The 22,792-nt window shown below is 37.6% G+C and carries 20 protein-coding genes; all 20 read left to right on the top strand.

Translation table 11 applies throughout. From position 1 onward, the window contains the following. Positions 1-9 precede the first annotated feature (9 nt). The 20 genes from pgsA to greA all read left to right on the top strand — a co-directional run bounded on the left by pgsA (position 10) and on the right by greA (position 22,745). Complete coding sequence (gene pgsA / locus O3798_RS04340) at positions 10-603, top strand: CDP-diacylglycerol--glycerol-3-phosphate 3-phosphatidyltransferase (RefSeq protein ID WP_371463583.1); 594 nt, start codon at positions 10-12, stop codon at positions 601-603. 69 nt (positions 604-672) lie between these two features. Then, a complete protein-coding gene (locus tag O3798_RS04335; RefSeq protein ID WP_371463581.1) occupies positions 673-1,926 on the top strand; it encodes a competence/damage-inducible protein A in 1,254 nt (417 codons plus the stop codon). Between the two features lie 85 nt (positions 1,927-2,011). Continuing rightward, the gene (recA, locus tag O3798_RS04330; protein ID WP_371463579.1) at positions 2,012-3,058 is read left to right on the top strand and encodes a recombinase RecA; all 1,047 of its coding nucleotides are present in this window, start codon (positions 2,012-2,014) and stop codon (positions 3,056-3,058) included. Positions 3,059-3,207: 149 nt separating this feature from the next. Continuing rightward, positions 3,208-4,878: a polysaccharide biosynthesis C-terminal domain-containing protein gene (locus O3798_RS04325; RefSeq protein WP_371463577.1), complete on the top strand. Its 1,671-nt coding sequence runs from the start codon at positions 3,208-3,210 to the stop codon at positions 4,876-4,878. After that, positions 4,878-5,594, top strand: coding sequence for a pseudouridine synthase (locus O3798_RS04320; protein ID WP_371463575.1), 717 nt, complete (start codon positions 4,878-4,880; stop codon positions 5,592-5,594). The genes O3798_RS04325 and O3798_RS04320 overlap by 1 nt, the downstream gene beginning before the upstream one ends. 124 nt (positions 5,595-5,718) lie before the next feature. Further along, the gene (gene pepV, locus O3798_RS04315) at positions 5,719-7,128 is read left to right on the top strand and encodes a dipeptidase PepV (protein ID WP_371463573.1); all 1,410 of its coding nucleotides are present in this window, start codon (positions 5,719-5,721) and stop codon (positions 7,126-7,128) included. A 305-nt stretch (positions 7,129-7,433) separates the two neighbouring features. After that, positions 7,434-9,032 carry an ATP-binding cassette domain-containing protein gene (locus O3798_RS04310; protein ID WP_371463571.1) on the top strand — a complete coding sequence of 533 codons (1,599 nt, stop codon included), beginning with the start codon at positions 7,434-7,436 and terminating at the stop codon, positions 9,030-9,032. 121 nt (positions 9,033-9,153) lie between these two features. After that, positions 9,154-10,875, top strand: a complete 1,722-nt coding sequence (locus tag O3798_RS04305; protein WP_371463569.1) for a septation ring formation regulator EzrA — start codon at positions 9,154-9,156, stop codon at positions 10,873-10,875. 155 nt (positions 10,876-11,030) lie between these two features. Beyond that, positions 11,031-11,723, top strand: coding sequence for a cytochrome c biogenesis CcdA family protein (locus O3798_RS04300; RefSeq protein WP_371463567.1), 693 nt, complete (start codon positions 11,031-11,033; stop codon positions 11,721-11,723). Positions 11,724-11,741: 18 nt separating this feature from the next. Beyond that, entirely contained in the window at positions 11,742-12,383 is a 642-nt protein-coding gene (locus tag O3798_RS04295; protein WP_285251874.1) for a redoxin family protein, read from the top strand. Positions 12,384-12,399: 16 nt separating this feature from the next. Further along, the gene (gene msrB, locus O3798_RS04290) at positions 12,400-13,515 is read left to right on the top strand and encodes a peptide-methionine (R)-S-oxide reductase MsrB (RefSeq protein ID WP_371463565.1); all 1,116 of its coding nucleotides are present in this window, start codon (positions 12,400-12,402) and stop codon (positions 13,513-13,515) included. A gap of 111 nt (positions 13,516-13,626) precedes the next feature. After that, positions 13,627-14,373, top strand: coding sequence for a response regulator (locus tag O3798_RS04285; protein WP_285251872.1), 747 nt, complete (start codon positions 13,627-13,629; stop codon positions 14,371-14,373). Next, positions 14,370-16,064 carry a sensor histidine kinase gene (locus tag O3798_RS04280; RefSeq protein WP_371463563.1) on the top strand — a complete coding sequence of 565 codons (1,695 nt, stop codon included), beginning with the start codon at positions 14,370-14,372 and terminating at the stop codon, positions 16,062-16,064. The genes O3798_RS04285 and O3798_RS04280 overlap by 4 nt, the downstream gene beginning before the upstream one ends. Before the next feature lie 262 nt (positions 16,065-16,326). Next, positions 16,327-18,969 (top strand): alanine--tRNA ligase, encoded by a 2,643-nt coding sequence (gene alaS, locus O3798_RS04275; protein ID WP_371463561.1) that lies wholly within the window; start codon positions 16,327-16,329, stop codon positions 18,967-18,969. A 168-nt stretch (positions 18,970-19,137) separates the two neighbouring features. Further along, complete coding sequence (locus tag O3798_RS04270) at positions 19,138-19,404, top strand: IreB family regulatory phosphoprotein (RefSeq protein ID WP_048710968.1); 267 nt, start codon at positions 19,138-19,140, stop codon at positions 19,402-19,404. Position 19,405: 1 nt separating this feature from the next. After that, entirely contained in the window at positions 19,406-19,831 is a 426-nt protein-coding gene (gene ruvX / locus O3798_RS04265) for a Holliday junction resolvase RuvX (protein ID WP_371463559.1), read from the top strand. A gap of 20 nt (positions 19,832-19,851) precedes the next feature. Continuing rightward, complete coding sequence (locus O3798_RS04260) at positions 19,852-20,175, top strand: DUF1292 domain-containing protein (protein ID WP_048710966.1); 324 nt, start codon at positions 19,852-19,854, stop codon at positions 20,173-20,175. A gap of 145 nt (positions 20,176-20,320) precedes the next feature. After that, positions 20,321-21,466: an endolytic transglycosylase MltG gene (gene mltG, locus O3798_RS04255; RefSeq protein WP_371463557.1), complete on the top strand. Its 1,146-nt coding sequence runs from the start codon at positions 20,321-20,323 to the stop codon at positions 21,464-21,466. 3 nt (positions 21,467-21,469) lie between these two features. Continuing rightward, entirely contained in the window at positions 21,470-22,102 is a 633-nt protein-coding gene (gene udk, locus O3798_RS04250) for a uridine kinase (protein WP_371445850.1), read from the top strand. A 163-nt stretch (positions 22,103-22,265) separates the two neighbouring features. After that, positions 22,266-22,745 carry a transcription elongation factor GreA gene (greA, locus tag O3798_RS04245; protein ID WP_048710963.1) on the top strand — a complete coding sequence of 160 codons (480 nt, stop codon included), beginning with the start codon at positions 22,266-22,268 and terminating at the stop codon, positions 22,743-22,745. Positions 22,746-22,792 lie beyond the last annotated feature (47 nt).

Here is a 22,792-nt window from a genome sequence, read left to right as displayed (position 1 = left end):
AGAATTGCGATGAATTTACCAAATAAATTAACCGTATTGCGAATTTTCATGATTCCGGTGTTTATCATCCTCATGTGTTTTCCAAGTGAAGCGCTCGGTGTGATGAGTCTTGTAGGCTCTCAAATCAGTGTAGTTCATTTCTTGGCGATGATTATTTTCGCAGTAGCTAGTTTTACAGATTATCTTGATGGATATTTAGCACGCAAATACAAATTAGTGACAAACTTTGGGAAGTTCGCTGATCCTTTAGCAGATAAAATGCTAGTGATGACCGCATTCATTATGCTCGTGTCATTTAACTTAGCTCCTGCTTGGGTTGTGAGTATCATTGTTTGTCGTGAATTAGCAGTAACAGGGCTTAGACTATTACTGGTGACAGATGGCGAAGTCATGGCAGCTGCTTGGCCTGGGAAAGTAAAAACCGCTACTCAAATGTTGGCAATTATTTTCCTATTAACAGATGATTTGTTTTTTAAGGCCATTGGAATTCCAATCGGACAAATCTTACTTTATAGTTGTTTAGTATTTACAATCTATTCAGGTTTGGATTATTTTGTAAAGAATCGACATGTATTTGCGGATTCATTTACTAAAACAGAATAACAAACAAAGCCTGAAACAGTTGTTTTGGGCTTTTTATTTTTCGAAAAAGAGTGTAAGGAAGGCGAAATTATGAATGCTGAAATCATTGCAGTTGGTACAGAGTTACTAATGGGGCAAATTGTGAACACGAATAGTGCATACCTAGCCCAAGAATTAGCAAAAAATTCAATTCCAACATACTATCAACAAGTGGTTGGGGATAATGAAGAAAGAATGTATGAAGCGATTGAATTAGCCGCTTCAAGAAGTGAGTTGATTATTTTATCTGGAGGTCTTGGACCAACGACAGATGATATTACGAAACAAGTACTGGCGCGATTTTTAAATGTGCCACTTGTCGAAGATGAGGCAGCTCTTCAAAAAGTGATCGATTTTCACGTGCGTTCTCATCGCGACATGAGTGAAAATAATCGTAGACAGGCACTCGCATTCGAGGGCGGTACTGTTTTTGAAAATCATAATGGACTTGCAGTTGGTTGTGGTTTTGAAAAAGATGGCCGACAATTCATTGTTCTCCCTGGACCACCAAATGAATTAAAAATGATGATGCAAAAAGAAGTATTACCTTTCTTAAGAAAAAAAGTGGGCAAAGTGGATTTATTCGAATCTCGTTACTTACGATTCTTTGGAATTGGAGAATCACGCTTAGTGACTATCCTAGAAGATTTAATCGAGGGACAAACAAATCCAACGATTGCACCATATGCCGGTAAATTCGAAGTCATGTTTCGTTTAACGGCGAATGGGGAAACAGAAGAAGAGTGCAGGGACCTTCTTGACGGAATGGAACTACTCATCCAATCGCAAGTGGGAGAATTCTTCTATGGATATGGGGACCACAATTCATTACAAGAAGTGACCGTTGAGTTATTAAAAGAATCCGGACTCACGATTGCCTGTGCTGAAAGTTTAACAGGAGGATTGTTCGCAGCAAGTGTCGTGGCGTTCGAAGGAAGCTCCGCCTATTTCCAAGGAGGAACAGTTGCTTATCAACGAGAAGCGAAAGAAACGCAACTAGGAATTGACAGCACTTTACTCGATCAATACGGAATGGTGAGTGCAGAATGTGCTAAAGCGATGGCCGAACAAGCAAGACTCCATTATCAAAGTGATTTGGGAATTTCATTTACAGGAGTCGCTGGACCAAGTGAAATGGAAGGAAAAGAAGTCGGAACGATTTTCGTGGCATTAGCGTCTCAAACAGATGTAGAAGTGTTAGAATTACACCTTGCACGTACTCGTAACGACAACCGTGAATTCGCGGTACAACATGGTTGGAATTTACTTAGAAAATATTTATTAAAACAAGCTCGAATAAAATAAGAACAAATGTTCGCATATTGCTTGCGCATGGAATAGAACATAGTGTACAATATGTTTGACTTAAAATTCGTGGAGGAATTAAAACATGGCAGAAAATGAAAATCGTCAAAGAGCATTGGAAGATGCGCTAAAGAAAATTGAAAAGAGCTACGGTAAAGGTGCCGTAATGAAATTAGGAGAAAAAGTAGATACACAAATTCAAACAGTATCTTCAGGGTCTCTTGCATTAGACATCGCATTAGGTGTAGGTGGATTCCCACGTGGACGTATTATCGAAGTATACGGACCAGAATCTTCAGGTAAAACAACAGTGGCATTGCACGCTGTTGCGGAAGTTCAAAAACGTGGTGGAGTGGCAGCGTTTATCGATGCTGAGCATGCTCTAGATCCAGAATACGCAAAAGCTTTAGGCGTAAACATTGATGAATTATTATTATCTCAACCAGATACAGGGGAACAAGGATTAGGAATTGCAGATGCTTTAGTATCATCAGGAGCCGTTGACATTGTAATCGTCGACTCAGTAGCTGCGTTAGTTCCACGTGCCGAAATCGATGGCGACATGGGACAATCACACGTAGGTCTTCAAGCTCGTTTAATGTCTCAAGCATTACGTAAATTATCAGGTTCTATTAACAAAACAAAAACAATCGCAATCTTTATCAACCAAATCCGTGAAAAAGTGGGCGTTATGTTCGGAAACCCTGAAACAACACCTGGTGGACGTGCGTTGAAATTCTATGCGACTGTTCGTTTAGAAGTACGTCGTGCTGATCAAATTAAACAAGGTACTGAAATCTTAGGGAACCAAACTAAAATCAAAGTTGTTAAAAATAAAGTGGCTCCACCATTTAAAACAGCTGTTGTGGATATTATGTACGGAGAAGGAATTTCTCAACTTGGGGAATTACTTGACATGGCAGCAGACCTCGACTTCGTGAAGAAGAGTGGTGCATGGTACGCTTATAACGATGAGAAGATTGGTCAAGGTCGTGAAAATGCTAAAGCATACTTGGCAGACCATCCAGAAGTCGTTGCCGACTTGAATCAAAAAGTTCGTGCTCACTATGGCATTGGAGTAGCAGCTCCTGTCGAAGTGGAAGAAGAAGGACAAACAACTTTATTAGACTAATCAATCAAAAGAATCGAGCGCTTCAGCTCGGTTCTTTTTGTATGCAATTATGACCAACTGCTTAAGGTTTCATAAGATTGCTAGCATTTTACATTAAAATAATGTACTCTTATGGTTGGTATAATTTAAGAAAGAGGATTTTTCAATATATGTTTAAAAGAAAGCCTTATGTAGGCCTGAGTGATAAAATTCGAAATCAGAAAAATTCGCAACAAATTCTTTTGGAAAGTTCATCTTGGTTAACGATTGGGAATATCGTCTCAAGATTACTTGGAGCACTATATATCATCCCTTGGGGAATGTGGATGGGTGCCGATAGGGATAATGCGAACTACTTATATTTTATCGCCTATAATATTTATGCTTTAGTATTACAAATATCAACGGCAGGGATTCCTGTTGCGATTTCTAAAATCGTAGCGGATAACCAAGCAAGAAGAGACTATAAAACGAGTTGGCGCTTGTTCAAAGGAACGATGCTCTTTATGACATTCCTTGGAGTGGTCTTTGCGGCGGGAATGTATTTTGCAGCGCCACTTTTTGCAAAAGGAGCTACTCCTGAAGAAGTCGCGGACAGTATTATGGTCATTCGTTCGCTAACGCCTGCGGTACTCATTATTCCACCGCTTAGCTTAATGCGTGGATACTATCAAGGATATAATGAGATGGCGGCTTCTGCGAAATCTCAATTATGGGAGCAAGTCGTCCGTATCTTGTACATGTTAGGGTTAACGTATTTTGTGATGCGTGTCATCCACGGCGGATTCGTCGTCGCTGTAGCGCATTCTACGTTTGCGGCCTTTGTCGGTGCGGTCATCGCATTCTTATACTTAGCTTATAAGATGTTCCGTGACCATAAAGGGATGATGGAATTAATGGAAGAAGGGCGTCCTGAACGTCCACTAAGTTTCTGGAAAATTATTTTCGAAGTCATGCGTGAGGCGTTACCTTTCGTGTTAGTGACTTCAAGTATTCAAATCATCAGCTTGATTGACCAAGAAACCTTCCAACGTCTGGTTCCAATCTTTACGAACTTCTCGTTTGAAGAAGGGAAAGAATTGATTACTTTATTTGGATTTAATGCGAATAAGGTGATTATGATTGTCATTTCGCTTGCGATGAGTATTTCAACAGCGGCATTGCCACTACTTGCGGCTCATTATTCAGTGAATGACCGTGAAGAAGTGAAACGCGTGATTGCCAATAACCTCGGATTATTTGCTTACATCATGATTCCAGCTTCTGTAGGGATGGCGATTGTCTCAGAACCAATTTATAATGTGTTCTATTCACCAGACCCAACAGGAACGTATTTATTAATGGTTTCAAGTATCATGTGTGTGTTTTTAGGATTATTCGTAACGTTCACGTACATCCTGCAATCGATGGAACAACATATCATTGCGATTAAAGCATTAGGATTTACAGTGCTTATTAAATTGCTATGGCAACCAATGATGATTTACTTCCTAGGTGGAGCAGGTCCGTTAATTGCCAGCTCAGTAGCATTTTTTGTCGCAACACTTTATATGTGTCGTCACGTACTTCAATTAACACGATTCGATTTGAATTACGTATTGAAGAAATTCGGACAAGTACTTCTTGCTTCCCTTGCGATGGCGATTACTTCGGCACTCACTTTATACACGATTAAACATGTAATGCCAATCGGTGGCAAAGTCCGTGCACTTATTGCAGTTGTTGCTGTAGGTTTTGTCGGAGTTGTGACTTACGGATTAATTACCTTAAAGAATCGATTAGCTGATGAAATGCTTGGCGCACGCGTTGGTGGCATTCGTCGTAAATTGAGGATGAAATAATGAGATTAGATAAATGTTTAGCAGATTGTGGCCTTGGAACTCGTTCCGAGGTCAAATCTTTATTAAAGGCCAAAAGAATTACCGTCAACGGTAAAGTCGTCACCAATGGGAAAGTTCAAGTGAATCCTGAAACGGATGACATAATGTTTGATGGTGAAAAAATTCAGTATGAAGAGTTCGTCTATATGATGATGAATAAGCCTAAAGGAGTCGTTAGTGCCACAGAAGATAATCTTCATAAGACGGTTCTGGATTTAATCGATCCAGTTTATTTTAAAAAAGGAGTCTTCCCAGTTGGGCGTTTGGATATCGATACGCACGGTTTATTACTTTTGACAAATGATGGAGAATTGGCGCATCGACTTCTTTCACCGAAGAAACACGTCACAAAAATCTATCAGGCAAGAGTCGTAGGGGTGATGACAGCAGAAGATGTCACTGCTTTTGAGAAGGGCATCGTATTATCGGATGGAACGGAGTGTATGCCAGCGCGTCTGGATATTCTGAGCACTACGCAGGATGAATCGGTTGTTCAGATTCACCTGAAAGAAGGGAAATTCCACCAGGTGAAACGAATGGTCAAAGCCTGTGGGAAAACCGTTGTCGATTTGCAACGGCTCACGATGGGGCCACTCAAGTTAGATGAGAGCCTCACGTTAGGAGAGAGCAGACCTTTAACCGAAGAAGAATTAGAATCATTAATGATTCATGAATAACGAAAGCTTAGGAGAAATCCTAGGCTTTTATTTGTTATAGAAAGGGTTTAACCGCTTTTCATCCTTTTCTAAAAATGGTAAGATAAGACTATTGAATCTACTTGATAGAGATTGGAGCGATTGGATGACAATTGATTGGAAAAAAGAAGTAGAACTTCGTAAAGAAGATCTATTAAAAGATTTATTCACATTATTACGTATCGACAGTGTACGTGATGATTCTAAAGCAACAGAGGATGCACCAGTAGGACCTGGACCTAAAGAAGCACTTGAAGCATTCTTAGCAATCGGTGAACGTGATGGTTTTACAACAAAACAAGTTGGAAACTTAGCAGGACACATTGAATTTGCACCAAATCCAGACTACAAAGAAACTCTTGGTGTATTAGGTCACGTGGACGTTGTTCCAGTGGGTACTGGATGGGATACAGATCCTTTCGAACCACAAATTATTAATGATCGTATTTATGCGCGTGGTTCAAGCGATGACAAAGGACCAAGTATGGCAGCATACTACGCATTAAAAATCATCAAAGAATTAGGATTACCAGTTTCAAAACGTGTTCGTTTCATTATCGGAACAGACGAAGAATCAGGTTGGAAATGTATGGACCGTTACTTCCAAACAGAAGAAATGCCGGACTTTGGTTTCTCACCAGACGCAACATTCCCAATCATCAATGGTGAAAAAGGAATTCTTTCATTACACTATGATATTCCTGCTGGCGTTGCTGAAGGCGACTACCAATTATTAAGCTTCGATGCAGGCTTACGTGAAAACATGGTTCCTCAAGATGCCCATGCGGAAATCGTTGTTCCAAATGCGGACGAAGTGGTTGACCGCTTCTTGGCATATGTTGCTGCAAATCCTGTTGAAGGTAGTGCTCAAGTATTAGACGGCAAAGTTATCTTAGACGTTGTTGGTAAATCAGCACACGGATCGACTCCACATAAAGGAATAAACGCAGGGACACACTTAGCGAAATTCTTAAACCAATTCAACTTCAAAGGCAATGCGAAGAAGTACTTAGCCTTTGCTGCTGAAGTATTACATGAAGATACTGATGGTAAAAACTTAAAAGTGGACTACAATCATGAAGTGATGGGACCATTAACAGCGAATGCAGGAATCTTCACTTACACTCCAGAATTAGGTGGGGTAGCTGTAGTGAACTTCCGTTATCCATTAGGCGTTACTGCAGAAGGTCTTGAAATTAAGACAGAAGTTGTCGCTTCAGGTTATGGATTCACAGTTGCTCACGGTAAAGCACAAGTTCCTCACTATGTATCTCCAGAAGATGAGTTAGTGTCAACATTGTTAGACGTATATCACCGTCAAACAGGCTTACCAGCTCACGAACAATCTATCGGTGGTGGAACATACGGACGTATCTTTGAACGTGGTGTAGCGTATGGTGCGCTCTTCCCAGATTCAATCGATACAATGCACCAAGCAAATGAATTCTTCGCATTAGAAGATTTATTCAGATCAGCTGCAATTTATGCAGAAGCGATTTACGAATTAATTAAATAAAAGCGTAAGTGATTAGGAGAACGGATTTCCGTTCTCCTTTTTCTTTTAAGATGATGTTTATAAACAGATGTATCTTGCCTTATGAATGTCAAAGATACTTTTTTCTAGAGAAAAACTAAGAAGTTATAACAATTTCGGATATTTATCTACAAAAATGGAGTTTATTCAGGATTCCAATCGGTTCAGTTATTGCTTTTTTTTACAAATATCCTATACTGAAGTTAATAATGAATATGAATGATAGTTGAGAGTATAAGAATAACTCATAAATTTGATTAGAATCTTGTTGGTTAGGAAGTGGAATGATGGATTATATGAAGAAAATTTTGGAGTGGTTACCACGCAAATACTTAGTACTAATTGCTATTGGTATGTCTTTAACGGCTTTAGACGGTATTATTATTCCTTCCTTTATCTCAGGCTTAATAGATGTTTCATCCACTCAAAAAGTTGAGGATTTAGTAAAAATTTCAATCGTAGGTATTCTTAGTTATTTACTTATTCGACTTGGATTATTTATATGGGAAGATTCTCAACAAAGAATGATAAAACAATTAACATTAACGCTTAAAGAAAAAATCATTACAGCATTCTTTTACGGAAAGTTTAACCAACAGGAAGTAGAGTCAATAGTGCTTAGTGAATTAAAACTATTAGAGGAACAGGGAATCAAGTCTATCATGGGATTTTTCTATTGCCTCGTATTTGCGTTGGTTACCTTGTTGTATGTATCAGCCATAGATTTAAAGTTAGCAGCACTCTTTATTACGTTATCGTTCTTACCGATATTAGTTCCAAAACTATTTGCTAAATCTATTCGAAAGCATTCAAAGAGATGGGCTGAAGTGAACCAATTAAGTATCTTGCAACAACAAGAATATTTGAAAAGTAAGCCAATCATTAAAAACTTTTTTGTAGAAAAAATCTTCTTGAATAAGTTGATGGGAACATTGAATCAAACAGAAGAAGCCTATTTTCAAATGAATCATGTTCGATTTGCATCGAAGTTATTAGCAAATTTACTTTCAGGATTAAGTTCATTTGTGCCGTTAGCTATTGGGGTATATTTAGTTATTATTGGTGAGACTAAATTAGCCACCGTTATTGCAATTTATTTAGCTAGCGATCGTATTGTTACACCTTTACTCAATGCAATAGATTACTATCAAAGATTTAATTCAATCATTCCTGTAATTGAAAGAGTAGAAAAGTATACAGAGTTTGAATGTGATAATTCTGAAAGTAAATCTAGTATTAGTACAATATTTCCGATTGAGTTACAACAGTGTAATGTTCAAATTGAAAAAATGACTATATTAGACAAAATTGATTTAGAGATTAATGAGAATGATAGAGTACTGATTATGGGACCATCAGGCTCTGGAAAATCTACACTCTTGGAATTAATATACGGACTCTATGTATCTAAAGATGGAGTTCAAAAGTATAATGGAATTCAGAGACAATTAGTTTCAGGAGATGATTTAAAGAAACACATGGGATTCTTTACTCAGGAATCAAGGATTTTCTATGAGTCGTTAAAATTTAATATTTCTCTAGGAGAAGATTATTCTGATAGTGAAGTGACGTCTGTTCTTCAAAAAGTAGGGCTAGGTTACCTAGTCGATAGAATAGGGCTACATAATGCAGAAGTAAATCTTGATGAATCACTTTCTGGAGGAGAAAAAGCTAGAATCTGTCTAGCACGTCTATTACTTAGAAAATACCAATTGCTGTTATTAGATGAGTTTTCATCTGCTATTGATGAGGATACAACGATGATGATTAGGGAACTTCTCATTAAGGATAAAATTCCATTTGTAGAGATAGCGCATAGAGTACCAAAAGTTATCGATTTGTACAATAAACGCTATACTTTGGAGTCTGGTCGATTAAGACACTAATCATTTAGTAAAAAATCACTCAGAAACCTTGAAGTTTTTTGCTAAATCGCTATAAAACGTGCTATACTACTAATGATATTATGTGTGAAAACTGTAAATATATATATTTGGAGGCTATAGCATGGGATTTGTAATCTTTCTATTGCTAATTGTGGTACTTGGTGCCGCAGGTTATGCAACAGCAATATTCATGACAAAGAAACAAACTAAAGTAATTGAAGAATTATCAGAGAAAAAGGATAAGTTAATGGCAGTGCCAATTGCGGACACGTTCTATACTTTGAAAAACTTGAATTTAACAGGGCAAACAAAGAGAACGTACGAAACATGGCAAGCAACATGGCAAACAATCACACGATTCCGATTCCCTGAAATCGAAGCTGCATTAGTAAGTGCAGAACAATATATCCAAAAATTAAACTTCATCAAAGGAAATCAAGTGACACAACAAGCTGAAAACTTGATTGAAGAAACAAAAGCTGAAGTGGATAAAATTTACTCAGCATTACAAAAATTATTGGATAGTGAAAAACAAAACCGCGCACAGCTAGACTTATTACAAGAACGCTATGCTTCAATGCGCAAAGACTTATTAGCACATAGTTTCTCATTCGGCGAAGCGCTAGAAACGTTAGAAAAACGTTTAGCTTATTTAGAATTAGACTTCGCGAAATTTAATACATTAACAAACGAAGGCGACCACTTAGAAGCCAAAGAAGTACTTGGACGTATCGAAAACGAAATGAAAGAATTTGAGTCAATCGTTGAACAAGTTCCTCAATTATTAAAAGAAATCGAAACTGAGTACAACGAACAAGTAGAAGACTTGAAACAAGGATATGCTCGCATGGTCGAAGAGCATTACCAATTCTCTAAAATTTCAATTCCTGAAGAAATTGAAAAGATTGAAAAAACAATTGAAGTGGCACGCGGACATATCGCTGCTACAGAATTAGAAGAAGCTCGTCAACAATTAGATAAAGTAGCTCGTGAAATCGACCAACTTTACGATGTGATGGAAGCTGAAATTGAGGCACGTGAATTTGTATACCGTAACAAAGCTCAAGTTGAAAAACGCTTGAACCAAGTATTACAAAGCAACCGTTATGTGAATATCGAAGTTGACCGTGTTTCTCAAAACTATATCTTGTCAAATAACGAATTCGTTCGTGTACAAGAGTTTGCTGAGCAATTAGAAAAAGAACAAGAAGCCGTTCAATACTACAGCAAGGCGATGGAAAATCATCAAGTTCCTTACTCAGTAGTGAAAGAACATTACGAACTCGTTCTTGATAAATTAAACAGCATTGATGAAGATCAAACTGATTTAGTTAATACTTTATCTGACTTACGTAGCCAAGAAAAAGCGATTCGTGACGGATTAGATGTCTTCGAATTAGACTTACGTAATATGAAACGTACGATTGAGAAATACCACTTACCAGGTCTTCCAAAAGAGTACTTAGAATTGTTCTTTGCAACAAGTAACCGTATTGAACAATTATGGCAAAAGATGAACCGTGTGAAATTAGATATGACTGAAATTAACGCGGCGAACAACGTGATCGAAGAAGATGTTGAAAAATTAGATATCTTCACAGAACAAATCGTTGATAATGCGCAATTAACAGAGTACATGATTCAACATGCGAACCGTTACCGTTTATCACATCCTGAAATCGAAACAGCGATTGGTCGTGCACTCGACCTATTCAACCACACATTCAAATACGATGAATCATTACAAATTATTGAGTCAGCGTTAGAACAAGTGGAACCAGGTGCTGGTAACCGTGTTCGTCAAAACTACCAAGCAGAAAAGAATAATAGCATATTCTTCTAATAGATAAATGATTAAGCCACGTGGGTGAAAACTCACGTGGCTTTTTTGTATTCTTTTGAATCATCGTATCATAATCAAGTTTTATGTGTGGAAAATCTATATTTTTACGATTCTTCCAGACGTATACTAAAGATACAAATTGAAGGAGGGATTTTATGGATTTTGTATTATGGGGAAGCGTATTTTTAGCAGGCTTATTCTCGTTTTTTTCTCCGTGCGTGCTACCGCTGTTTCCAGTCTATTTTGGTGTTTTGATGAGTGAACAGGACGGACCTCACCTGAAGATTGGGAAATTAGAGATATATTGGAAGCCAATGATTCGAACGGTCATCTTTATTGCAGGCATTTCAACAGTCTTTTTCTTCTTAGGGTTTGCGGCAACTGCATTAGGAAGTCTGATTTACAATCCTTGGTTTAATATCACACTGGGAGTAGTGATTGTGCTATTGGGATTGCACCAAATGGAACTGTGCCATTTACTATTTTTACAAAAACAAAAAACAGTTCAGTTTGAAATCAAAGATAAAAAATCGCTTTGGAGTAGTTACTTATTAGGACTCAGCTTCAGCTTCGGATGGACACCTTGTGTGGGACCAGTACTAAGTGCGGTCCTAACGCTTATCTCCACGCAACAAGCCAGTATCACTTATGGTATTTTCTTACTTTGCTTATATATATTAGGATTGGCCATTCCGTTTTTAATCTTATCAGCTGCTTCAACCGTAGCATTTAAATGGTTTAACCTTGCAAAAAAACGATTATTATTACTTAAAAAAATCGGAGGACTCGTGATTGTTTTGATGGGAGCATCGATTATCTTTTCCCAACTATCACAAGTTTTCCATTAAAAATTAGGAGGAATGAAAATGAAAACAAAATTGATGATTGCATTATTTAGTACATTGCTTTTAGGAGCTTGTCAAAATTCACAAATGGGCATGGATAATAAAGACATGAAAGAAACCACTGAAATGATGAGCTCGATGAGTGGTGAAAAAATGGATAAAATGGATAACATGAGTTCAAAAGATGAGAAGATGGATAACATGAGTTCAAAAGATGAGAAGATGGACAAAAAGATGGGAGAAATGGACGATATGACACAGGCTACCTTTACAACATTAGAGGGGAAAGAAGTTTCATTAGCGGATTATAAAGGGAAAAAAGTTTATTTGAAGTTTTGGGCTTCATGGTGCCCAATTTGTCTATCTGGACTAGCGGACATTACACAACTTTCTGAAATGCCACCAAAAGATTCAGTGATTCTTACTGTCATTGCACCTGGTGTGAACCGCGAGAAATCTTTAGAGGACTTCAAAAAATGGTTTGACGGGGTAGACTACCATTCATTACCAGTACTCGTAGATAAAGACGGTCAATTCTTGAAGAAACTCGGAGTCGTTGGATACCCAACTTCAGCATTTATCGATGCTAATGGAAAAGTTGTCAGAGTTCAACCAGGACACGTTTCTAATGACGATATCGTAAAAACGCTAGAAAGCCTATAAGAAAGGAGAGTTCTCTATGGATAAAAAATTAGTGGTGACACTCTTTGCCGTAGTCATCATTCTTTTAGGAGTGCTTTATTTTGCCAAAGGAGGTACCCTTGCAAAGGATTCAAAAGCTGATGAAATCTCCAATAAGGTAACCAAACTAATGGAAACAGATAGCACTACAAGTGAAATGAAAAAGGAAGGTGAACATATGAAAGAGATATATTTAGCAGGCGGATGTTTTTGGGGATTAGAAGAATACTTTTCTAGAATTAATGGTGTTATTGATGTTGTGAGTGGATACGCGAATGGAAAGGTTGAAACGACCAATTATAAGCTCATTCATGATACAGACCATGCGGAAACGATTCATGTTACTTATGATGCTGATAAGATTTCACTTCGCGAGTTATTGTTGTATTACTTTAGAGTCATTGATCCATTTTCTGTGAATAAACAAGGAAATGATACTGGAAGACAATATCGTACGGGTATTTATTATGTTGATGAGGCAGATAGCGCCATTATTCAACAAGTCATGAAGGAAAAAGAAGAATCTTTTGGTAAGAAATTAGCCGTTGAGACGGAACCTTTGAAAAATTTCGTTATAGCAGAGGATTATCATCAAGATTACTTGAAGAAGAATCCAAATGGATATTGCCACATTGACGTTAAAAAGGCGAGTGACCCTGTAATTGATGCCAGTCTTTATCCACTACCTGACGAAGAGACTCTAAAAGCAACACTTACGAAGGAACAATACGCAGTTACTCGTGAAAATAAAACGGAAAGAGCTTTTTCAAATGAATACTGGGATAATCATGAACAAGGGATTTATGTAGATGTAGTAACCGGAGAACCGCTCTTTTCTTCAAAAGATAAATTTGATTCTGGCTGCGGCTGGCCAAGTTTTTCAAAACCAATTTCTTCGGAAGTTGTGACCTATCATGAGGATAATAGTTTTAATATGAAACGTGTTGAAGTTCGAAGTAGGGTAGCCAATTCACACCTTGGACATGTTTTTGAAGATGGTCCAAAAGAAAAAGGTGGACTTCGTTTTTGTATCAATAGTGCTTCCATCAAATTCATCCCACTCAATGAGATGGAAGCAAAGGGATATGGCTATTTAGTCGATTTCGTCAAATAACCACTCAGTGCTTCTCTAAGTTAATCTCCTTTAGAGAAGCACTTTTTTTGAGTAAAAATAGATTTAAAACCGTTATGAATAGAAGTATAATAGAGAAAGGAGGGGAATAAGATGTATTCAATCTTAATAGTTGAAGATGAACCAATTATTCGTAGAGGGATTGCATCCTTAATTGATTTTGAATCGCTGGGAATTTCAACGGTTCAGGAAGTAGAAAATGGGGAGCAAGCACTGGAAAAAATACGAGAAGAAGCGCCGGATATTTTACTGACAGATATTAATATGCCGAAAATGGATGGCATTACTCTTGCGCAATTGGTGAGGTCAGAATATCCGCAAATGAGAATTATCTTCTTAACGGGGTATGATTATGTAGATTATTTACTATCTGCAGTGAAAATTGGAGTAGAAGATTATATTTTAAAGCCAGTGACGAAATCAGAAATCGAAGCTTTATTGGTGAAAGTTGTAGCCAAGCTCAACGAAGAAAAGCGCCAACGGGAACTATTGGCATTAGCAAGTGAAGAGGACGCCTCTTCGGGAACTCTTCATTTCGAGAAGCTGATTTTAGAGCGATTATCAAATCCAAATTTAGCGCTAGGTGAACTTGCAAAGCAATTAGGATTCAGTACGAACTACCTTAGCCTTTTAATCAAAAAAGAACTTGGAATGTCCTTTCAAGAGTATGTGACCCAGCAACGGATTCAAAGAGCAAAGCGTCTCTTATTATCAACCGACATGAAGATTTATGAGGTGGCATTATCTGTTGGAATAGAAGATATGAACTATTTCTCTTATCGATTCAAGTCGATTGTCGGCGTTTCCCCTAAAAGTTTTAGAAGTGGGGCAAAAATATGAAAAAACAGTCTCTTGCAACAAGATTATTTGCCTATTTAAGTATCATGCTTTTTGCCATGGTAGTTTTAATTGGAAGCTTCTATTTTATAAAAAGTAGCGAGGTTTTTCATCGTGAAGTAGAAGACCATACCATTCATGAGATTGATACAAGTTCCAAATATATCGAACAGTACGTTTCGAATTTAAAATCTACTTCAAGATCTTTATCACAGTCGCAGGCAATAAAGGACTTTGCCAGTCAAACATCAGCTGAAAATGAAGCGGCAATCCATGAATGGCTTGAGACAATGCTGAAGAGTCATCCGGATTTTGTATCGATACGATTGGTGACGAAAGATGGAAGATTAGTTACGACCGGGATGGAAGAGGAAATGGTGACTTCAGCGGATATGATGGCCCAAAAATGGTATCAAGATGCTCTAGAGCACTCGAATGTTCCAATCATTCAGTCTATCAAGAATCAAAATAATCAAATCGTAATTTCTATTAGTCAGGAAGTTAAAAGCAACGCAGGAGAAAATCTTGGCGTTATACGCTTAGATGTGGATTATCACGAACTAGAAAAATATGTGAAAGAACTTTCTCTAGGGGAAAATGGGTATGCTTTTGTCATCCAAAAGGACGGTACACTTATTTATCATCCGGATTCGGAGGCTTTCGAGTCAGTTGATAAGCAAATGTCGGTACAAGAAATATCCAATAGTCCGATGGATTCAATGGTGTCTGATGATTTTTTTGTTCATAAAAGCCCTATTGAAAATAGCGATTGGATCTTAGTAGGTGTTAGCTCATTTAGTCGGTTTAAAGAAGACTCAGTAAAACTACTTGGGATTGTCAGTGTTGTTGGAGTGCTTAGCTTACTTATTTGTATGTTGGGTATTTTTACATTGATACGTTATCAATTACTACCTGTTAAAAGACTAGGACAAGTGATGAGACGAGTAGAAGAAGGCGACACGACTATTCGAGCAGAACAAAAAGGAGCTCAAGAATTCCAAGCGCTAGCAGGTACCTTTAATCAGATGCTCGAGAGAATCGAGACTTTAATGAAGGAAGAAAAAGAGCAAGAAGCATTGACCCGCATCTATGAATTAAAGGCGTTAACGAGTCAAATTAATCCGCACTTCTTGTATAATACGCTGGATACCATTATTTGGATGGCAGAGTTTCAAGACCATCAAAAGGTAGTAGACATTACCAAGGCGCTCTCTAATTACTTTAGACTTTCCTTGAATGCTGGAGAAGAGATAGTGACCTTACGCCAAGAAATCGAGCATGTCCGTCAATATCTGTTTATTCAAAAGGAACGATATGGAGACAAATTGGAATATGAGATTGACGAACCTGATGATATTCCTGATATCAAGCTTCCAAAAATCGTTCTGCAGCCACTCGTAGAAAATGCAATCTATCATGGAATTAAAGAGTCAGAACGCCCTGGGAAAATTACGATTACTGTGTCTAAAAGAGATACTTTTATAGATATTTGTATTGCGGATAATGGGGTAGGAATAAAAGAAAATACAACGAGCACCAAAGAACTCGGTGGTGTTGGTATTAAGAATATCCAAGAACGATTGACGCTCTTTTTCGGAGAAGCTTTCTCGATGGAAATTGAATCTGAGCCCAACGCATATACGAAAGTGTATTTACACCTTCCTTTAAAAGAAGAAGGACACGCGAATAGTTGACAAAACAAGGCGCTTTTCGTATACTTCTAAAGGTAAGCAATCGGATTGAGATTTTACATATTAGAGAGGCTTGTCTGGTGAAAATAGCCATCAAAATCGTGCTCCCGATTGAAAACTTTGTAGAAATACAAACGCCCTTCCAGCGTTATCGGAATTAGAGATGAATGAACAGCTGTTTCATTGTAAGCAAGGTGGTACCGCGGTAGGACGCCCTTGCAGCAATGGGGCAGTTTTTTTATTTACAAAAAGAAGGAGAATGAAGATGAAAAAATTATCAAGTAGCGAAATTCGTCAAATGTACCTTGATTTCTTCCAAGAAAAAGGACATAAGGTTCAACCAAGTGCGAGCTTAATTCCTGTAAACGATCCAACATTACTATGGATTAACTCGGGGGTTGCGACACTTAAGAAATACTTCGATGGAACGGAAACACCAGAAGTTCCACGTATTACAAATGCTCAAAAGAGTATTCGTACAAACGATATCGAAAACGTAGGGCATACAGCTCGTCACCATACATTATTCGAAATGATGGGGAACTTCTCAATCGGGGACTACTTCAAAGAAGAAGTGATTCCATGGGCATGGGAATTCCTAACAAGTGAAAAATGGTTAGGACTTGATCCAAATCGTCTATACGTTACTTACTATCCAGAAGATCCAGAAACAAAAACATTATGGATGGATAAAGTTGGTCTTCCAGAAGATCATATCATTCCAGTAGAAGATAACTTCTGGGATATCGGTGCTGGTCCATGTGGTCCGGATACTGAGATTTTCTACGACCGTGGAGAAAAATATAATAACTTAGCAGAAGATGATCCAGAAAACTATCCTGGAGGAGAAAACGAACGTTACTTAGAAATTTGGAACTTAGTATTCTCTCAATTCAACCATATGCCAGACGGAACTTATCCACCATTACCACATAAGAACGTCGATACGGGGATGGGTCTTGAACGTGTAGTTTCTGTTATCCAAGATACACCAACAAACTTCGAAACAGACTTATTTATGCCAATTATTAAGCAATTAGAAAGCTTAAGCGCTGGTAAGAAATACAATGAATCTAAAGAAACTGATGTATCATTCAAAGTTATCGCTGACCACATTCGTGCGGTAAGCTTTGCAATTGGGGATGGCGCGCTTCCTTCAAACGAAGGTCGTGGATATATCATCCGTCGTTTAATCCGTCGTTCAGTAATGCACGGACAACGTTTAGGAATTCAAGGATCATTCTTAACTAAATTAGTTCCAACGGTTGCTCAAATTATGCACAGCTACTATCCAGAAGTAACTGAAAACATGGAATTCATTCAAAAAGTGATTGCCAACGAAGAGGATCGTTTCCAAGAAACAATTCACGATGGTTTAGCAATCTTAGAAACTATTTTTGCGGATATGAAAGAAGCAAACGAAACAACTCTTTCTGGCGAAAATGCGTTCAAACTATATGATACTTATGGATTCCCATATGAATTAACATTAGAATACGCAAGTGACAATGGTTTCACTGTCGATGAAGAAGGTTTCCAAGCAGAAATGCAAGCACAAAAAGACCGTGCGCGTGCTGCTCGTAATACAGAAACATCAATGAACGTACAATCTGCAGTATTACGTGATATCACTGTAGAGAGTGAATTCGTTGGATATGCTTCAACAACTGAAGAAGGCGTGTTAAAAGCGATTGTTGTAGATGATGAATTAGTTGAATCTGCACATAAAGATGCGCATGCGCAATTAGTATTCGACCGTACACCTTTCTACGCTGAAATGGGTGGACAATTAGCCGACCACGGTACAATCCAAGATGCCAGCGGTACAGTTGTAGCGAATGTCTTACAAGTGAAGAAAGCTCCTAACGGACAACCATTACACACGGTTGAAGTGTTAGGCGACTTACAAGTAAACGCAACTTACACATTAGTGGTTGATGCATCTGAACGTGCGAAAATCATTAAAAACCATACAGCAACTCACTTATTACACCAAGCATTAAAAGATGTTCTAGGAACTCACGCAAACCAAGCAGGTTCTCTTGTAACACCAACTGGTTTACGTTTCGACTTCAGTCACTTCGGACAAGTTACTGCTGAAGAATTAGCTGAAATGGAACGTATCGTTAATGAGAAAATCTGGGCTGGTTTAAAAGTGTTTACGATTGAAACGACATTAGAAGATGCGAAGAGCCGTGGAGCAATGGCCCTCTTTGGTGAAAAATACGGCAACTTAGTTCGTATGGTGAACATTGGGGACTGGTCAATCGAACTTTGCGGTGGTATCCACGTTGGAAACACTCAAGACATCGGATTATTCAAGATTGTTTCTGAATCAGGTATCGGTGCTGGCGTTCGTCGTATCGAGGCTGTTACAAGTAAAGAAGCATTTGACTTATTAAGCCATCACGAAAACTTATTAAAACAAGTAGCTGGCGAAGTAAAAGCTGTTCAATTGGATACTGTTGTAGAACGCGTTGCAACTTTAGGCCAAGAGTTGAAAGAAGCAAACGGCGAAATTGCAAAACTAAAAGCGAAAATCATGAAAGCTGAAGTCGCAGATGTCTTCAATAACGTAGAAGAAGTGAACGGAACTTCATTCATCACTGTAGCTCTTGAAAACAAAGAGATGGATGAATTACGTCAATTAGCAGATACATGGAGACAAAAAGGTGCCAGCGATATCTTTGTAGTAGGTACAGCTTCACATGATAAAGCAAATCTTTTAGTAGCCGTATCGAAAGACGCAAATGCAAAAGGATTAAAAGCAGGCGATATCATTAAGGCGATTGCTCCAGCTATCCAAGGTGGAGGCGGAGGCCGTCCTGATATGGCGCAAGCAGGTGGTAAGAACCCTGCAGGTATTCCACAAGCATTCGAATTGCTAAAAGAATATTTAGCTAAATAATGATAGAAATGATGAAACCTCCCTTAGACTCCTGAGTGAGTTTTAAGGAAGGTTTTTGTTTTATAAGCAAAGGAAAGGCTTTCTAAATATTAAGAATCGGTAAGTATCGATTGTAGTTTCGCCCAAAATCTTGTAAAATGAGTATATATATTGAAATGAGGTGTCGCTATGAGTTCAATAGATGAAACAGTCCTATTTAAATTTAATGAAAAGGACGAAAAAACCGTTCAAGAAACATTAACCATCGTTTATGATGCGTTGAATGAGAAGGGATATAGTTCGATTAATCAAATCGTAGGATATTTGTTATCTGGAGACCCAGCTTATATTCCAAGACATCGTGATGCACGTAACCTAATTCGTCGCCACGAAAGAGATGAGATTTTGGAAGAACTCATTAGACATTATATCCGCTCAACAGGAAGAGATGCCTAGTATGAGGTTAATGGGATTAGATGTCGGAAGTAAAACTGTGGGCGTCGCCGTTAGTGATTTAATGGGATGGACTGCTCAAGGGGTTGAAACGATTCCGATTAATGAGAATGCTTCAGAGTTTGGGTTCAAACGTGTTGTCGAGTTAGTAGAAGAGTATGGTGTTGAAAAAATCGTCATCGGTCTTCCAAAAAATATGAATAATACGGAAGGACCACGTGTAGAAGCGTCCCGTCGTTATGGTGCAAGCCTAGAAAAACGACTCGAAATTCCAATCGTCTTTCATGATGAAAGACTGACGACGATGCAGGCTGAACGCATGCTTGTCGAAGAGGGTAATGTTTCAAGAAAGAAACGCAAACAAGTCATTGATATGCTAGCTGCAGTCATGATTTTGCAAAACTATTTAGATTTAAATGGAAATCAATAACAAAGGAAAGAGGAAAGAAAATGACAGAACATCACGATCACGATCATGAACATGATCACTTAGAAGGCCACGAAGGTCACGAACATATTACAATCATCGACGAAGAAGGAAATGAAATTTTACACGAAGTATTATTCACTTTCGAATCAGATGATTTCAACAAATCATATGTATTATGCTACCCAGCAGGAATTCCTGAAGGAGAAGAAGTAGAATTACAAGCATTCTCATATGTTGAAGGCGAAGATGGTACTGACGGCCAATTAAACCCAATCGAAACAGAAGCTGAATGGGATATGGTTGAAGAAGTATTAAACACATTCTTAGCTGAAGAAGATTTATAATCAACAATGTAGCTTGGGGGAAACCTCAAGCTTTTTTTGTTATAATAGCACTCTTTATGATAGACTTTCTTCATTTTTCAATAAGAATGAGGTATAATAACTACAACTATGGGTATCATTTGATGCCAATTTAAGGGGGAAGACAATGTCTCAAGAAGAACATAAAAAACATTCCTTAATTTCTGATACGGATACGAAACGCGATATTCGTAAAAAGGAAACTTCTATTATCAAAAAGATAATGAAATATTTTATGATTGCACTTTTAGTAATTGTCCTAGTAGGGGGATTCTTTACTTGGAATTACATTAAAGGAGAAACACAACCAGTTGATACAGCTCAAACAGAACTTGTTTCATTTGAAATTGAACAAGGCGCATCTGTCAAAGAAGTATCAAAAGCACTTGAAAAAGAAGGAATTATCCGTAATTCGAAACTCTTTAACTTCTATTTGAAATTCAAAAACGTTTCTGGATTTAAATCAGGATTGTACCATGTTTCTAAAAGTATGACGCTCGACGAAATTATTGCGGAACTTTCTGGTCAAGGAAAAGATAAAGATCAAAACGCGACTAAAGTTCTGATTCGTGAAGGGGAACAATTAACAGAAATTGCGAAAGAAGTTGAGAAATCTACAAAATACTCTGCCGAAGATTTCATGGCAAAAGTTCAAGACGAAGACTTCTTACGTTATTTAGTTCAAAAATTCCCGAAATTATTGACTCAATCATATAACGGTTACCAAGTAAAATATGTGCTTGAAGGATACTTATTCCCAGCGACATACGATATGAATGACTCAAAAACACTTCAAATGCTAATTACTGAAATGGTTGCTAAAACAGATGAAGTCATGTCGAAATACTACGATAAGATTTTAGCAAGTGACTATACTTTACAAGAAATTATGGCGTTAGCTTCTTTAATTGAAAAAGAAGGAACGAAATTAGAAGATCGTAAAAAGATTTCTAGTGTATTCCATAACCGTATTAAAGAGAATATGAAGCTTCAAACAGACGTATCTGTTCAATATGCTTTAGGCGAACATAAAGAAGCTCTTTCTTTAGAAGATTTAGAAGTAGATTCTCCATATAACTTATATCAAAACTATGGCGTAGGGCCTGGACCTTATAACAGTCCAAGTGAAGATGCAATCGTTGCAGCTATGGAACCAGCTGAAACAGACTACTTATACTTCCTAGCAGATATTAAGACAAAAGAAATCTATTATGCGAAGACGTATGAGGAACATTTAGAGTTAAAAGCTAAGTATATTGATAATAAGGAGTAGGTCATGGAAAAGAAAAAGCCAATCGTCATTGGAGTTACAGGTGGTTCTGGGAGTGGGAAAACAAGTGTGAGTCGTAAAATTTTGGCGAACTTCCCAGATTTAACGATTTGTAAGATTGATCAAGATTACTATTATAAAGATCAAAGTCATATGCCGTTTGAAGAACGGTTAAAAACAAACTATGACCATCCATTTGCATTCGATACAGATTTATTAATTGAACATATGAATAAATTAATCAATTTTGAATCGATTGAAGAACCAGTATATGATTACGAAAATCATACAAGAAGTGATAAAACCATCCATCAAGAACCAAAAGATGTCATCTTAATTGAAGGGATTTTAATTCTTGAAGATGAACGGTTACGTGATTTAATGGACATCAAGGTGTATGTGGATACAGACGATGATATTCGTATTATTCGCCGTATTAAACGCGACATGGTAGAACGTGGTAGAACGCTCGATTCCATCATCAACCAATATATGTCCGTTGTAAAACCGATGCATCACCAATTTATTGAACCAACGAAAAAATTTGCGGATATTATTATCCCAGAAGGTGGTTCAAATACAGTTGCGATTGACTTAATGACTACGAAAATTGCTTCAATTTTATCTCATTTAAATTAAATTGTTAACCCCTAGGAAAGCTTATCCTAGGGGATTTTTATGGAATAAAATTTTAAAATCGAATTAAATTTCAAATTAAGACTTGCAATCTCGGTTATAAAATGTTAAAGTTTTAGCATTGTAGATTTAGATAATCTAAAAAAACGATATAGGGGAGAATCGTATGACTGAAAAAGTATTTCCAATGACGCTTGAAGGGAAAGCAAAACTTGAAGCAGAATTAGAAGAATTAAAAGTCGTTAAACGTAAAGAAATCGTAGAGCGTATCAAAATTGCTCGTAGTTACGGTGACTTATCTGAAAACTCTGAATATGAATCAGCTAAAGATGAACAAGCTTTCGTGGAAGGACGTATTTCAACGTTAGAAAAAATGATTCGTTTTGCGGAAATCATCGATGATAACAATGTAGAAAAAGATGTTGTTTCACTAGGAAGAAAAATTACGTTTATCGAATTACCAGATGGAGATGAAGAAACTTACACAATCGTGGGTAGTGCTGAAGCAAACCCGGTTGAAGGTAAAATTTCAAATGACTCTCCAATTGCCAAAGGAATTATTGGTAAAAAACTAAATGAAGAAGTGGTGATTCCAACACCAGGCGGAGAAATGAAGATCAGAATTATTGATATTCAATCTGCGTAATTGATTCATTTGAAATAGAGAAGAGCTAGGAAATGTCCTAGCTCTTT

This window comes from Granulicatella sp. 20925_1_45 (genome assembly GCF_041433555.1).
Taxonomy (GTDB): domain Bacteria; phylum Bacillota; class Bacilli; order Lactobacillales; family Aerococcaceae; genus Granulicatella.
The sequence above is the reverse complement of the archived record's forward strand: the minus strand, read 5'-3'. Positions and strand labels throughout refer to the sequence as shown.